The organism is Actinosynnema sp. NPDC053489, from assembly GCF_044544865.1.
Taxonomy (GTDB): domain Bacteria; phylum Actinomycetota; class Actinomycetes; order Mycobacteriales; family Pseudonocardiaceae; genus Actinosynnema.
Window position 1 is genome coordinate 100,193 of sequence record NZ_JBITXT010000003.1, and the last position, 13,139, is coordinate 113,331.

The 13,139-nt window shown below is 73.2% G+C and carries 16 protein-coding genes; 1 reads left to right on the top strand and 15 read right to left on the bottom strand.

All coding sequences use genetic code 11. The features are described from left to right. Positions 1–17 precede the first annotated feature (17 nt). From ACIGNX_RS07060 to ACIGNX_RS07075, 4 genes are all read right to left on the bottom strand, one after another. Positions 18–611 carry an aerial mycelium formation protein gene (locus ACIGNX_RS07060; RefSeq protein WP_396537223.1) on the bottom strand — a complete coding sequence of 198 codons (594 nt, stop codon included), beginning with the start codon at positions 609–611 and terminating at the stop codon, positions 18–20. 60 nt (positions 612–671) lie between these two features. Further along, the gene (locus ACIGNX_RS07065; protein ID WP_396537225.1) at positions 672–1,520 is read right to left on the bottom strand and encodes a 3-keto-5-aminohexanoate cleavage protein; all 849 of its coding nucleotides are present in this window, start codon (positions 1,518–1,520) and stop codon (positions 672–674) included. Between the two features lie 103 nt (positions 1,521–1,623). Beyond that, positions 1,624–2,715, bottom strand: coding sequence for a YgfZ/GcvT domain-containing protein (locus ACIGNX_RS07070; protein ID WP_396537227.1), 1,092 nt, complete (start codon positions 2,713–2,715; stop codon positions 1,624–1,626). Further along, positions 2,712–3,107 (bottom strand): Fur family transcriptional regulator, encoded by a 396-nt coding sequence (locus tag ACIGNX_RS07075; RefSeq protein ID WP_396538176.1) that lies wholly within the window; start codon positions 3,105–3,107, stop codon positions 2,712–2,714. Before ACIGNX_RS07075 ends, ACIGNX_RS07070 begins: the two co-directional genes overlap by 4 nt. 88 nt (positions 3,108–3,195) lie before the next feature. On the opposite strand from ACIGNX_RS07075, the gene ACIGNX_RS07080 reads away from it, so the two are divergent. Then, the gene (locus ACIGNX_RS07080) at positions 3,196–4,038 is read left to right on the top strand and encodes an aminodeoxychorismate lyase (protein ID WP_396537229.1); all 843 of its coding nucleotides are present in this window, start codon (positions 3,196–3,198) and stop codon (positions 4,036–4,038) included. Positions 4,039–4,111: 73 nt separating this feature from the next. Here the strand turns inward: ACIGNX_RS07080 and ACIGNX_RS07085 are convergent, their stop codons facing one another. The 11 genes from ACIGNX_RS07085 to ACIGNX_RS07135 all read right to left on the bottom strand — a co-directional run bounded on the left by ACIGNX_RS07085 (position 4,112) and on the right by ACIGNX_RS07135 (position 13,038). After that, positions 4,112–6,673 carry a glycosyl hydrolase family 18 protein gene (locus ACIGNX_RS07085; protein ID WP_396537231.1) on the bottom strand — a complete coding sequence of 854 codons (2,562 nt, stop codon included), beginning with the start codon at positions 6,671–6,673 and terminating at the stop codon, positions 4,112–4,114. Between the two features lie 131 nt (positions 6,674–6,804). Next, positions 6,805–7,647, bottom strand: a complete 843-nt coding sequence (locus ACIGNX_RS07090) for a biotin-dependent carboxyltransferase family protein (protein WP_396538178.1) — start codon at positions 7,645–7,647, stop codon at positions 6,805–6,807. 62 nt (positions 7,648–7,709) lie between these two features. Next, on the bottom strand, positions 7,710–8,315 hold the full coding sequence (locus ACIGNX_RS07095; RefSeq protein WP_396537233.1) for an allophanate hydrolase subunit 1: 606 nt from the start codon (positions 8,313–8,315) through the stop codon (positions 7,710–7,712). A 67-nt stretch (positions 8,316–8,382) separates the two neighbouring features. Beyond that, on the bottom strand, positions 8,383–9,018 hold the full coding sequence (locus ACIGNX_RS07100; RefSeq protein WP_396537235.1) for an FABP family protein: 636 nt from the start codon (positions 9,016–9,018) through the stop codon (positions 8,383–8,385). A gap of 182 nt (positions 9,019–9,200) precedes the next feature. Beyond that, the gene (locus ACIGNX_RS07105) at positions 9,201–9,503 is read right to left on the bottom strand and encodes a DUF1416 domain-containing protein (RefSeq protein ID WP_396537237.1); all 303 of its coding nucleotides are present in this window, start codon (positions 9,501–9,503) and stop codon (positions 9,201–9,203) included. 2 nt (positions 9,504–9,505) lie between these two features. Next, positions 9,506–10,351 (bottom strand): sulfurtransferase, encoded by an 846-nt coding sequence (locus ACIGNX_RS07110; RefSeq protein ID WP_396537239.1) that lies wholly within the window; start codon positions 10,349–10,351, stop codon positions 9,506–9,508. 37 nt (positions 10,352–10,388) lie between these two features. Then, complete coding sequence (locus ACIGNX_RS07115) at positions 10,389–10,844, bottom strand: DUF4395 domain-containing protein (RefSeq protein WP_396537241.1); 456 nt, start codon at positions 10,842–10,844, stop codon at positions 10,389–10,391. Between the two features lie 103 nt (positions 10,845–10,947). Then, positions 10,948–11,025, bottom strand: coding sequence for a putative leader peptide (locus ACIGNX_RS07120; protein ID WP_360462167.1), 78 nt, complete (start codon positions 11,023–11,025; stop codon positions 10,948–10,950). Positions 11,026–11,091: 66 nt separating this feature from the next. Next, positions 11,092–11,517 carry a thioredoxin family protein gene (locus ACIGNX_RS07125; RefSeq protein WP_396537243.1) on the bottom strand — a complete coding sequence of 142 codons (426 nt, stop codon included), beginning with the start codon at positions 11,515–11,517 and terminating at the stop codon, positions 11,092–11,094. A gap of 1 nt (position 11,518) precedes the next feature. Next, positions 11,519–12,322: a DUF2993 domain-containing protein gene (locus tag ACIGNX_RS07130; RefSeq protein ID WP_396537245.1), complete on the bottom strand. Its 804-nt coding sequence runs from the start codon at positions 12,320–12,322 to the stop codon at positions 11,519–11,521. Then, complete coding sequence (locus tag ACIGNX_RS07135) at positions 12,319–13,038, bottom strand: alpha/beta hydrolase family protein (protein ID WP_396537247.1); 720 nt, start codon at positions 13,036–13,038, stop codon at positions 12,319–12,321. The genes ACIGNX_RS07130 and ACIGNX_RS07135 overlap by 4 nt, the downstream gene beginning before the upstream one ends. Between the last annotated feature and the right edge of the window lie 101 nt (positions 13,039–13,139).

The following is a 13,139-nucleotide window of genomic DNA, read 5'->3' on the forward strand; positions in this document are numbered from 1 at the left end:
ATTACGGGAGTGTGATCTCACCCAGTGGGCTGGTCCTTGGTGCGGCCGGGGTTCGCGGGCCACCCGCGCTCGGCGGCCAGCAGCTCGTCCACCGAGGCGCTCCCGCTCTGGTACCGCCCGGCGATCTCGGCGTTGAGCAGGTCGACCACCGCCTGCACCTCGCGCCGCCGCGTCGACACCGAGGACTCCTCGGCGACGAACACGCGCAGGGCGAGGTCCAGCTTGTCGTCCGACAGCGCGCTCACGTCCGACAGGTCGACGTCGGAGACCAGGGCCTCCACGTGCCGCCGGTGCGCCTCCGCCCGCGACGGCTCCTGGGTCTGGTACCGGCCCAGCCCCGTCGCCGGACCGACGGCGTTCGAGGCGAGGATCGTCGCGAGCTGGTCGACCACCGCCGAACCGCCCGACGTGCGGCGCTCCTGCTCGGCGCGCACGATGTCGATGCGCGCGTGCAGCAGCCGCCGCAGGTACGACAGGTCGGTCTCCTCCTGCGCCGCTTCGTCGCGCAACGCGCGCACCGCGGCGAGCGGGAGCCGCTCGACCCCCTCGGTGTAGTCGGGGGCGAGCACCCGGTCGATGCGGCGGCGCCCGCCGGGGCGCACCTCGATCACGTACTCATCCTGGGGTAGTTCGGGTCCACCCGCCAACACAAACCTGCTTCCAAAGTTGTCTCAAACCTGTACCGGACGACGCACGCCGAGCAGCTCGCGCGCCTGCGCGGGCGACAGCGGCGGGCGCTGGGCGATCTTCGCCAGCCCGGCCGCGCGGGCCACCAGTTGCGCGTTGTCGCGCACCGGCTGCCCCTTGGCGTACGAGGTGGTGTCCTCCATGCCCACCCGCAGGTGACCGCCCGCGGCCAACGCCGTCAGCATCACCGGGAGGGTGGTCCGCCCGATGCCCGTCGCCGAGAACGACGCGCCCTCCGGCAGCAGCCGCAGCGCCGCCACCAGCGTCTCCGCGTCACCGGGCATGCCGCCCGGCACGCCCATCACCAGGTCGACGTGCACCTTGCCGCCCGCGGGCAGCCCGTGCTGGTCCAGCAGCCGCCGCAGCGACGCCAGCTGGCCGAGGTCGAAGATCTCGTACTCGGGGGCGATGCCCCGCTCCTGCATCCCCTTGTGCAGCGCGACGACGAACTCCCAGCGGTTCAGGAACACGTCGTCGCCGAAGTTCACCGTGCCCATCGTGCAGGACGCCGAGTCGGGCAGCGCGTCGAGCACCCGCAGCCGGTCGGCCTCCGGGTCGGTCACCGCCCCGCCCGTCGACAGCTGCACGACCAGGTCGGTGTGCTCGCGCAGGGCGGCGACGGTCTCCTTGAGCAGCCCGAGGTCGAGCGTCGGCCGGGTGTCCGCGCCGCGGATGTGCACGTGGACCATCGCCGCGCCGACCTGCTCGCAGGCCCGCGCGGTGCCGACCAGCTCCTCCAGGGTGACCGGGAGCCGGGGGACGTCGGCCTTCGCGAGCTCGGCCCCGGTGGGGGCGACGGTGAGCAGCGTGCCGTGGGATCCGGGTCGGGACATGCCGTGATCCTGGCACAGAACCCGTTCGGACCAGCGCCTCGACGCCGCCCGGGTCACCCGGAGCCGCAGGTGGGCGAGGTCCCCGGTTTTCCGGTCCGGACGCTCAGCGGCCCAGGTTGCGCGCCGCCTCGCGGCCGAGGCCGGGCGTGTCCGGCGGTACCGAGTCGGGGTCGACGCTCGCCTGCACGCGCCGGTCCTCCGCGCCGACCAGCAGCTCCGCCTCCGGCGGGACCGACCGCTTGACCAGCGCCAGCACGACCGTGCCCAGCTCGTGGTGCAGGGCGACGCTGCCGACGCGGCCGACCACGCGGTCGTCCACCAGCACCGGGTCACCGGTCTCGGGCTGCACCTCGCGGGACCCGTCCAGGTGCAGCAGCAGCATCCGGCGCGGCGGGCGGCCGACGTTGTGCACCTTCGAGACCGTCTCCTGGCCCCGGTAGCAGCCCTTGTCGAGGTGCACGGCCTCGCCGATCCAGTTCACCTCGTGCGGGATGGTCTTCTCGTCGGTGTCCACGCCCAGCCGCGGGCGCAGCGACTCGACCCGCAGCGCCTCGAACGCCCAGCTCCCCGCCGCCCGCGCGCCCGCGCCCGTGAGCCGGGACCACCAGTCGGCCAGCTCGCCGCGCGGCACCACCAGGTCGACCGCGCCCCCGCCGGGCCACGGCGTGCGGCGGGCGAAGCCGCCACCGACCGCGACGACGCCGTGCGGGCCCCCGGGCAGCGGCAGCTCCAGCGCGGCGAACACGCCGGGGACGTCCGGGCCGACCAGCGTGAGCACGGCCAGCTCGGCCGTGGCGTCGCGCGGTTCGACCTTGGACCAGAAGACCATCTTGGTGAGGTACGCCAGCAGCTCGCCCGCCCGCGACGCCTCCGTGTCGAGGTAGGCGACACCGCCGACGTTCGCCACGACCACGTGGTGCTCGACGCGGCCCTGCACGTCCAGGATCAGCGCCTCGGTGCCCTCGCCCTCGCCGAGCACGGTGAAGTGCTGGCTGGTCAGCGAGTGCAGCCAGGTCAGCCGGTCCTCGCCGGGCACGGCGATGACGGCCCGGTGCGAGCGGTCGAACACGGCCGCCGACCGCACCGCGGCGCGTTGCTCCGCGAACGGGTCGCCGAAGTGCCACGGCACCCCCTGGTCGGGAGCGCCCTCGAACGGGGCGACCGCGCCGGGGGCGCTCAACAGCGGTGACTTCACTCGGACTCCTTCGGTGCGCCGGTGGCCAGGCACTCGCGGCAGGTGCCGGACAGCGCGAGGTGGCTCGCATCCAGTTCGAACCCGTACTCGTCCCGCAGTGTTCCCCCGAGCGGGGACAGCAATTCGCACGGCACCTCGTCCACCCGCCCGCACCGGTGGCACACCAGGTGCACGTGCTCGTGCTCGTCGACGGAGTAGTTCGGCGCGCCGTGCCCCAGGTGGGTGTGCCGGACCAGGCCGAGCCGGTCGAGCAGGTCGAGCGTGCGGTAGACCGTGGTGATGTTGACCGTGGGCGCGGTGACCTGCACGCGCTGGCAGATCTGCTCCGGTGTGGCGTGCCCCAGCTCGCGCACGGCGTCCAGCACGAGCTGGCGCTGGGGTGTCATCCGCATGCCGCGTTCGTGCAGCGTCTTGCGCAGGGCCTTCGGTGCGCCGGCGGTGTCCACGGTCCCGATGGTAGGCCGTGAGTAGGCTCCCGGTATGCGCGTGCTCGCACTGCTGGACGGAACGCTGGCCGACCCCGACGCCCCGCTGATCCGGGTGGACGACCTCGGCCTGATGCGCGGTGACGGTGTCTTCGAGACCGTCCTCGTCGTCGACGGCAAGCCGCGGGAGCTCGGTCCGCACCTGGACCGGCTGGCCCGCTCGGCGGCCATGCTCGACCTCCCCGAACCCGACCGCGCCGCGTTCGAGCGCGCCGTGGACCTCGTGCTGGACAACTGGGCGGGCGGCGCGGAGATCGCGCTCAAGCTCGTCTACACGCGGGGCGTGGAGGGCGGCGACGGCACGCCGACGGGGTTCGCGCTCGGCATGGACATCGCGCCCAAGGTGCTGGCGCAGCGCGCGGACGGCATCGCCGCGGTCACCCTGGACCGGGGCGTCGAGGCCGGCCTGGCGGACCGCGCGCCGTGGCTGCTGCTCGGCGCCAAGTCGCTGTCGTACGCGGTCAACATGGCCGCGCTGCGCGAGGCCGAGCGGCGCGGGGCGGCCGAGGTCGTGTTCACCACCCCGTCCGGCTCGGTGCTGGAGGGGCCCACGTCCACGCTGGTCATGGCCCGCGGGCGGACCTTGACCACGCCGCCCGCCGAGCTGGGCATCCTGCCGGGCACCACGCAGGCCGCGCTGTTCCGGGCCGCCGGGCGCGAGGGCTGGGAGGTCGAGGTGCGGCCGGTCGAGGTGGACGAGCTGTACTCGGCCGACGGCGTGTTCCTGGTGTCGAGCGTCCGCAAGATCACCCGCGTGCACACGCTGGACGGCAAGACGCTGCCCGACTCCGCCGAGCTGCACGCGCGGCTCGCCGGGCTGTACGAGTCGGAGTACTAGGAGTCCCCGGGCGCGTGCCGCACGCGCCCGGGGTCCCCGTGCCGGCCATTCAGGCCGGCTACTTCGGGGCCGGCTACTTCAGGCCGGCGTCCACGGCGTTGATCAGGGTGCCGTTGGCGGTGTCACCGGACATCTCCCAGATCATCGCGCCGAGCAGGCCGCGCTGCTTGAGCCACGCGGTCTTCTTCTGGATCGCCCACGCGTCGTCGAACGTCCACCACTGCCCGCCGTTGCCGGTGAAGCAGGACGTCGCGACGGCGGCCTCGTCGTGCTGGACGGTGCACCCCGGCACGCTCGCCAGCAGGTTCGAGTACCCGCGGGTGCCCGCCTCCTCCGCGAACTGGCCCGGCGCGGCGCCCGTCGCCGACTGCCACTCGCCGCCGCGGCCGCCGTCCTGGACGCCCTGCCAGCCGCGCCCGTAGAACGCGAGCCCGATGGTGATCTTGCGCGGGTTCACGCCGGCCGACGTGTAGGCGTTCACCGCGTTCTCCACGCTGAAGTGGAACGAGTACGGGTCGTCCGCGTCGGCGTACAGGTTGCCCTGGTGGCCGGCGCGGTTGGGCTCCCACGAGTTGTCGCTGCCCGCGCCGTGGAAGTCGTAGCCCTGCACGTTGAAGATGTCCAGGGACTTCGCCACCTGCGGCAGGTCCCAGCCGGCCGCGATCTTCGCCGGGTCGGCCGGGGTGAACGCGGTCAGGTCGTAGCGCTTGCCCGTCTCCCGGGTCAGCTCGTCGAGCTGGCGGCGGAACTCGTCGATCAGCAGGGTGTTGTTCCGCTTGTCGTCGGCCCCGACGTGGTTGCCGGCGTGGCCCTCCGCGCCCGGCCACTCCCAGTCCAGGTCGATGCCGTCGAAGATGCCCGCCGCCGTGCCCGGTCCGCCGGCCGCGTTGTAGGTCGGCAGGTTGCCCCGGATGTAGATGTCCAGGCAGGACTTGACGAACTTCTTGCGCGCCGCGTCGGTGGCGGCGACGTCGGAGAAGTACTTGGAGTAGGTCCAGCCGCCCAGGGAGATCAGGACCTTCAGCTGCGGGTGCTTCGCCTTGAGCTTGCGCAGCTGGTTGTAGTTGCCGCGCAGCGGTTCCCAGCCGGTGTCGGCGACGCCGTCCACGGACTGCGCCGCGCTGAACGGCCTGCTGTAGTCGGCTTCCGCGTCACCCGCGCCGTCGCCCTGGTTGGGGTCCTGCGGGTTGGCCGAGGTGCCCTTGGTGACGCCGTGCAGGCAGGTCAGGTTGACCGGGTCGATGTTGCCGAACGCGTAGTTCAGGTGCGTCAGCTTGGCCGCGGTCCCGCTGGTGTCGAGGTTCTTGACGAAGTACTGGCGGCCGTAGATGCCCCACTGGACGAAGTAGCCCACGCGCGCGTAGCCGTTGACGATGTCCGAAGTGGACGCGGTGACGGCGTTGCTCGCGGCGGACACGTTGTCGTACAGGTCACGGGCGCGCACGGTGAACGTGTACGCCGTGGACGGCGACAGGCCGTCGACCCGCGCGGTGGTGCCGGTGACGGTCGCCTTGACCGAGGTGCCCTGGTAGACGTCGTAGTTGGCGACGCCCCGGTTGTCGGTGGCCGCGTCCCAGCTCAGCGTGATGCTGCCCGCGTCCTTGGCGGTGGCGCGCAGGTTGGCGGGCGCGGTCGGCGGCTGGGTGTCGTCGGCCGGGTTGTTCGTCGTCACGGTCACCGCGTTGGACGCCGCGGACAGCGTGCCCTTGGTGTCCTTGGCCTTCACCGTGAAGGTGTAGGCGGTGTTCGGGGTGAGGCCGGTGACGGTGGCGGCGGGCGAGGTGACCGTGGTGGCCAGGGCCGTGCCGTTGTAGACCTCGTACCCGGCGACCGGCAGGGAGCCGGGGGTGGAGGCGGTCCACGCCAGGGAGACGGTCTTGGTCGTCTTCACCGGCGAGGTCAGGTTGCCGGGCGGCGTGGGCGGCGTGTCGGGGGTGCCGTCGCAGTTGGCGTTGTTCACCCGGCAGGTGACGGGTTCGGCGGCCGAGCTGAGCGTGAACGTCGGGCTGTACGGCTCGGTGGACCGGCGCGCGGCCACGCTGCGGTTGTAGTGCACCGGGCTGAGCGTGACGGCGTTGCCGGTCTGGGTGAGCGTGGCGTTCTGCGCGTTCGAGGCCGTGACGCCGGCCGGCAGGGTGAAGGTGACGGACCAGTCGGCGAGCACGGCGTCGGTGTTGTTGTTGACGACGAACTTGCCGGTCGAGCCGGTGAGGCTGAAGTCGGCCGTGGTCGGCGCGGGCGGCGGTGGCGGCGGTCCGCTGCCGTCGCAGTTCGCGCCGTTGACCGTGCAGGAGGTCGGGTCGACGGCCTGGCTGAGGGTGAAGGTGGGGCTGTACGGGTCGGTGTTGCGGCCCGCCTGGATGGTGCCGATGTAGAACGCGGGCGTCAGGGTGACCCGCGTGCCGGTCTGCGTGGTGGTGGCGTTCTGCGCGCCGCTGACGGTGACGCCGGCGGGCAGGTCGAACTTGATCGTCCACCCGGAGATCGCGGCCGAGGTCGGGTTGGTGACCACGAACTTGCCGGTGGTGCCGGTCCGGCTGAACGCGGCGGTCAGGCCGGTCGCGGCGGCGGCCGGTGCGGACAGCGCTGCGGTGGCCAGGAGGAAGGCCAGGAGCGCGATGGCTGGTCGGCGCATCAGGGTGTGCCTCTCGAAGACAGGGACAGTCGAGAACCACGGCGGCCTGGTCGTGCCGGTCTTTCCGTAACGCTTCCGAACGTAGGTCGTGCCGGTGGTCTTGACAATGGGTCTAGACCAATTGCGTCCGTTCAGCCCTGCGGGCCGAAGCGCACCCGCGTGCCCGGCGGCGCCTGGCCGAGCAGCGGCAACGCGTGCGCGGGCACCACGCCGACCACCGGGTATCCGCCGGTCGTCGGGTGGTCGGCGAGGAACACGACGGGCAGCCCGTCGGCCGGGACCTGCACCGCTCCGGTGACCAGGCCCTCGCTCGGCAGCTCCTGCCCGACCCGCGCCGCGGTGCGCTCCAGCGCGGTGCCGGTGAGGCGCAGGCCGACGCGGTTGCTGCGCTCGGACACCGTCCAGCGGCCCGCGCGGAGCCTGCCCGCGGGGTCGTCGAACCAGTCGTCGCGCGGTCCGAGCCGGACGGGCACCACGAGTTCGCCGGGCACGCGGACCGGGACCAGCACGTCCACGCCCACCGGGACGCCGGTCGGGTCGCCCAGCGGCAGCTCGTCGCCGGGCCGCACCGGCCGCGGGCCGAGGCCGGAGAGCACGTCGGTGGACCGGCTGCCCAGCTCGGCCGGGACGGCGAGGCCGCCGGAGACCGCGACGTAGCAGCGCAGGCCGCCCTCGGGCGCGCCCAGGGCGAGGGTCTCGCCGGCGGCCAGGTGCAGCGGCGAGTCGCGCGGCGCGCCGTCGACCAGGACGGGCGTGGCCGGGCCCGTGACGGCGACCGTGCAGGAGGCGTTGGCGCGCAGCGACAGGCCGCCGAGCAGCACCTCCAGGCCGGCGGCGTCCCCGGGGTTGCCGACCAGGCGGTTGGCGAGCGCGAGCGAGCGGGGGTCCAGGGCGCCGGACGGCGGCACGCCCAGGTGGGCGTGGCCGGGCCGGCCGAGGTCCTGGACCAGGGTCTGCGGGCCCGTCCCCAGCACGGTGAGGGAGCGTGCGCCCCGGGCGTCGGGCTCCCGCGTCGCGGGCGTCGGGCTCTCGCGGGTCACCGGACGGCCTCGAAGCGGACGCGGTCACCGGGGGTGAGCAGGGCCGGGGCGGCCCGGCGCGGGTCGAACAGGGGCGCGTCGGTGCGGCCGATCAACCGCCAGCCGCCGGGGGTGGCCCGGGGGTAGGCGGCGGTGAACTCGCCCGCCACGCCCACGGAGCCGGCCGGGACGCTCGTGCGCGGCGAGTCCAGGCGCGGCTGGCGCAGCGGCCCGGGCAGCCCGGTCAGGTAGGCGAAGCCGGGCGCGAAGCCGCAGAACGCGACCCGGTAGTCCGCGCCGGTGTGCAGCTCGACCACCTCGGCGGTGGTCAGGCCCGCCGTCTCGGCCACCAGGTCGAGGTCGGGCCCGTCGTAGCGGACGGGCAGCACCACGTCGTCGCCCTCGGCGCCCGGGTGGTGGACCAGGTCCGCCGCGGCCAGCACCCCGCGCACGGCCGGCAGGCCACCGGGCCGGGTGACGACCAGGACCGTGCGGGCGGCGGGCACGAGGTCGACCACGTCGGGCAGCCCGGCCGCGGCGACCGCCGCGCGCACCGCCTCCACCTCGCCCAGCGAGTCCACCTCGACGAGCACCGCGTCGTCGCCGCACCGCCGCAGCCGCATGGGCCCAAGGATAGGGGGATCGGTGAACGACCCACCGCCGCCGGGCCGACCGCCGGGGCGGCCGGGCTCAGCCGACGACGCGCTTGAGGTGTGCCGACGTGTGGGGCTGGAGCGGCTGACCGACCATGGCCCGCTCCTCCACGTACGCCAGGTCGCCGTTGTTGACGATGCCGTACAGCCGCTGCGCGGCCGTGACGTCCTTGGCGGTCGCCGTGCGGACCACCGCGTCCGTGGTGATCTCCCACGACGTCTGCGTGCGGGGCTTGCCGTAGTACAGCTCCACGATCCCGGTGTTGTGCGTGAGCAGCACCTCGATCGTGTCGTCGGCCTGGGGCCGCCAGAAGCCGGTCTCCCGGGCCGCCTGGCGGAGCACCGCGCCGTTCTCGTCGAGCAGCCACGCGCGGGCCTCGTAGTACAGGAACGGCCGGCCGTCGTGCGCGAACGTGATCTGCTGCCCGTAGCGGAACGGGCCGTCGATCGTCGGGTACACGACCTCGCCCTCGCCGCGCCACACGCCGACCAGCGGCAGCAGCGCCAGGCAGGCGTCGTGCAGCGACGGGCCGGAGCGCAGGTTCGCCGTGTCCGCCGGGATCGGCAGGTCGTCGAACTGCGGCAGGTTGCGCCCGCCGGTCACCGCGGCGCGCGAAGCGGCGGCCTGCACGGCCGCGTCACCACTGCCCGGAACGGGCCCGTTGTCGCTCACCGCTGGTCGGAGAACAGGCGGTACACCACGTAGCCGGCGAACCATACGACCAGCAGGGACACGAGGACCAGCAGCCCGGTGAAGAAGTGTTCCACCCGGCCAGTCTAGGCGCCCGGCCCCGAACGCCGTCGACCCCGGTGGCGAACGCCACCGGGGTCGACGGGTGATCGTGCGGGTGGGGCTCAGGCCACCGCGACCTCGACCGGGTGCACGCCCGGCCCGTCCGCGCTGACCGACGCCTGCCCGTTGCCCGACCGGTGCAGCGCCCGGACGGTCCACGTGCCCGGCGCGGCGAAGAACCGGAAGTCGCCCTCGGGCGAGGACACGACCTCGGCGGTGAACTCGCCGGAGGCGTCCAGCAGGCGCACGAACGCGCCGCCGACCGGGGCGCCCTCGGACCGGACCTTGCCGCTCAGCACGACCTCGTTCGCGCCGACCTGGATGTCCACGCCCTGCTGGGGCGCGCCGCAACCGTCCAAGCTCATGATCAGCCCTCCTTGCCGCTGCCGAGCTCGACCGGCACGCCGACCAGCGAGCCGTACTCGGTCCAGGAACCGTCGTAGTTCTTCACGTCCTCGTGGCCGAGCAGCTCGTGCAGCGCGAACCACGTGTGCGACGAGCGCTCGCCGATGCGGCAGTAGGCGATCGTCTTGCGGGAGCCGTCGAAACCGGCCTCGCCGTAGATCTCGGCCAGCTCCTCGTTCGACTTGAACGTGCCGTCCTCGTTGGCCGCCTTGCTCCACGGCACGTTGATCGCGCTGGGGATGTGGCCGCCGCGCTGCGCCTGCTCCTGCGGCAGGTGGGCGGGCGCGAGCAGCTTGCCGGAGAACTCGTCGGGCGAGCGCACGTCGACCAGGTTCTTGTTGCCGATCGCGTCGACGACCTCGTCGCGGAACGCGCGGATCGCCAGGTTCTGCTCCTGGGCGGTGTAGCTGGTCGCCGGGCGCTCGACCTGCTCCTTGTCCAGCGGGCGGCCGTCGAGCTCCCACTTCTTGCGGCCGCCGTCGAGCAGCTTGACCGAGTCGTGGCCGTAGAGCTTGAAGTACCAGTACGCGTAGGCGGCGAACCAGTTGTTGTTGCCGCCGTAGAGGATCACCGTGTCGTCGTTGGAGATGCCCTTGGCCGAGAGCAGCTTCTCGAAGCCCTCGCGGTCGACGAAGTCCCGGCGGACCGGGTCCTGGAGCTCGTTCTTCCAGTCGATCTTCACCGCGCCCGGGATGTGGCCCCCGTCGTAGGCGGTGGTGTCCTCGTCCACCTCGACGAACACCACGCCGGGCGTGGTGAGGTTCTCCTCGGACCAAGCGGCCGAGACCAGGACGTCTTCACGGCTCATCGAGCTGCTCCAAACTTTCTTCGTTCTTGCGACGGTGTCACTGGGGTCGGGCGAGCGCGGGCGCGTGGCGGCGCAGGAGCAGGAACATCTCGCAGCCCAGGCACAGGCCGACCGCGGCGTTGAGCAGCGCGGCGACCAGCGCGGCGGCCGTGGCGACGACTCCCAGCGCGGTGAGGCCGGTGGCGTAGCCGATCGTGCCCACCAGCGCGAAGGCGAAGCCCACGCCCTGCGCGAACCGCAGCGGGGCGGCCTCCTCGCGCTCGGTCGTCGGCTTGATCCGCGGCTGCACGGCGAACCGGTAGACGTGGCCCCACGGGTTGAGCTTGAGCGAGATGAACGCGCACATGCCGAACAGCACGGTCTGCGCGGCCAGCAGCCGCCACGACCCGGTGAGCAGGACGACCGCCAGGATGGCGGTGGTGATCCAGGCGCTGAACCGGGGTCCGCGCGGATCGACCGGCGCGTCCTTGGTGGCGGTGGCTTCGAGCGTCACGGCGACCTCCTGACGGTGGACAAGACTGGCAGTCCGTCTCAGGCGGTGTAGGGGCAGGCGCACGCGCCCGTCAAGGGCGTGCGGGCCGGTCCGGACCGCCCGGTCAGCGCGCGGCGCGACACAGGCTGCTGCGCACGCGGCACAGGTCCACCGCGAGTCGCTTGGTCAGCAGCGTGGTCATGGTTCCGAGCCTAGCCGCTCGTCCCTGCTGTCGGGAGTGGTGTCCAGGTTCTGGGATGAACCTGGTTCACCCGATCGGTGGAGGCAGGTGTGGGCGCAAAGCCGCAACCAGCGGGTCCGGCTTCGGGATCCCGCCGACCCGCAGCAGTTCGGCGCCGGACGGCGCCAGGGCCAGCGTCGTCGGGGCGCGCAGCACGCCGAGGCCGGCGGCGACCTCGGGCAGGTCGGTGACGTCCAGCTCGACGTGCCGCAGCCCCGGGGTGCGGCCGGCGAGGTCCTCGAGGACCTCCCTGGTCCGCCGGCAGTTGGCGCAGAATTCCGTGGACAGCTGCACCAGCGTCACCGGCGTGTCGCGGTCGAGCAGGTCGCGCACGGGCGCGGGCAGGTCGCCGCGCGCCTTCGCCGCGCGCACCCGGCCGTCCCGCGCGCGCAGCACCAGGGCGACGACGGCCACGATCGCCACCGCCGCGAGCAGGGCCCACGCCCCGGCCACGTCAGCTCCCGCCCTGGTCGAGGAGGATGTCGTTGATCGAGCCCTCCAGGGTGAACGCGCCGCTCTCCACCTTGACCGCCGTCGGCGTCACCGTGAACGGCAGCGCGCCCGGGTCGATGGTCACGCTCAACGCCTGGCGCACCACGCCGAGCACCGCGTCCAGGCCCTCCAGCGCCCGGTCGTCCAGCTCCACGTCGTTCATCGCGATCACCACCTGGCCGTTGACCAGCGACACCGTGCCGTAGGCGCTGATGCGGATGTCGCGGCCGGCGACCTTCGTGTGCCCGGACAGCTTGACCGCCGCGACCGTCGGGTCGGGTTGGCCGTCGGTCACCTGGGCGCGCTTGTCCGGCTCGATCGACATGTCGGTGAACGGCGTGACCTGGTTGACCACCCGGTTGAGGTCGTTGGCCTTGATCTTCACGCTGCCGAGCACCTGGTCGATCTTCGCGCCGCGGGTGTTGCCGGCCAGCAGGTCGGACAGGCCGATGCGGGTGTGCTTGAGGTTGGCCCGGATCTCCAGGTCGCGCAGCTGGTCGCGCACGGGCACGCCGGAGGCGCTGATCTCGATGTCCCGGTAGTCGCCCGCGATGGCCTGGGTGGTGAACGGGAAGCCGTTGATCCGGACCGACGGGTCCTCGCTCAGGCCGAACTTCTCCCGCATCTTCTGCGCGACCTGGTACTCGCCGACGGCGGCCAGGCCGAAGTCGGCCGCGACGAGCAGCCCGACCACCACCAGCCCGGCGACGATCAGCTTGCGGCCGCGCGCGGGACGGCGCCGGCGGGTGTCGGTGGTCGGGGTCATCGCCTGCCCTCTGGTCGGTCGGGGTGCTGCCGAGCGGTGCGTTCGTCGAGCCAGGTCGCGATCCGGTCGACCAGGCCGGGCGTCATCGCCGACTCGGCGTGCCGCACGCCCGGCTCCAGCCACAGCTCGGCGTCGCCGCCGGCCGCGCGGTGCAGCGCGACGGCGTGCGCCGGGCCGAAGTAGTGGTCCTGCTCACCGTGCACGATGAGCAGCGGGGTGGGCGCGATGCGGTGCGCCACCTCCAGCGGGCTCTCCGGCGTGGTCGCCCACGGCGGGCCGAGGCGGACGCCGAGCGCGCGGGCGGCGAGCCTGCCGTGCGGCTGTTCGAGCAGCCAGTGCACCCGGCGCATGGCGACAGTGTCGCGCACCCACCAGCGCGAGGGCGCGCTGACCGCCGCCACGGCGTCCGGTGCGTCCTCGTGCAGGCCGGCGTGACGCAGAACGACGGACGCGCCCATGGAGAAGCCGACGGTCACCACCCGCCGGTACCCGAGGTCGCGGGCCAGCGAAACCCCGGCCGCCAGGTCGTGCACCTCGTCACCTCCGACGGTGGACCGCCCGCCGGAGCGGCCGTGGCCGCGGAAGTCCAGCGCCACGACCCCGCCGTGCCGGGCGAACCGGTGCAGCACCCGGGACACGAACGGCTTGCGGACGTGGTTGGTGAAGCCGTGACCCACCACGAACGCCAGGTCCGTCACGGAGGGTGTCGACCTCACGTGCACACCGCTCAGGTGAACGCCGTCGTGTGACATGGATGTAACAGGCGTGACGCTTGTGGAAACAACTGTGACCCTGTCCTGCTGACCTGGGTCTTTCG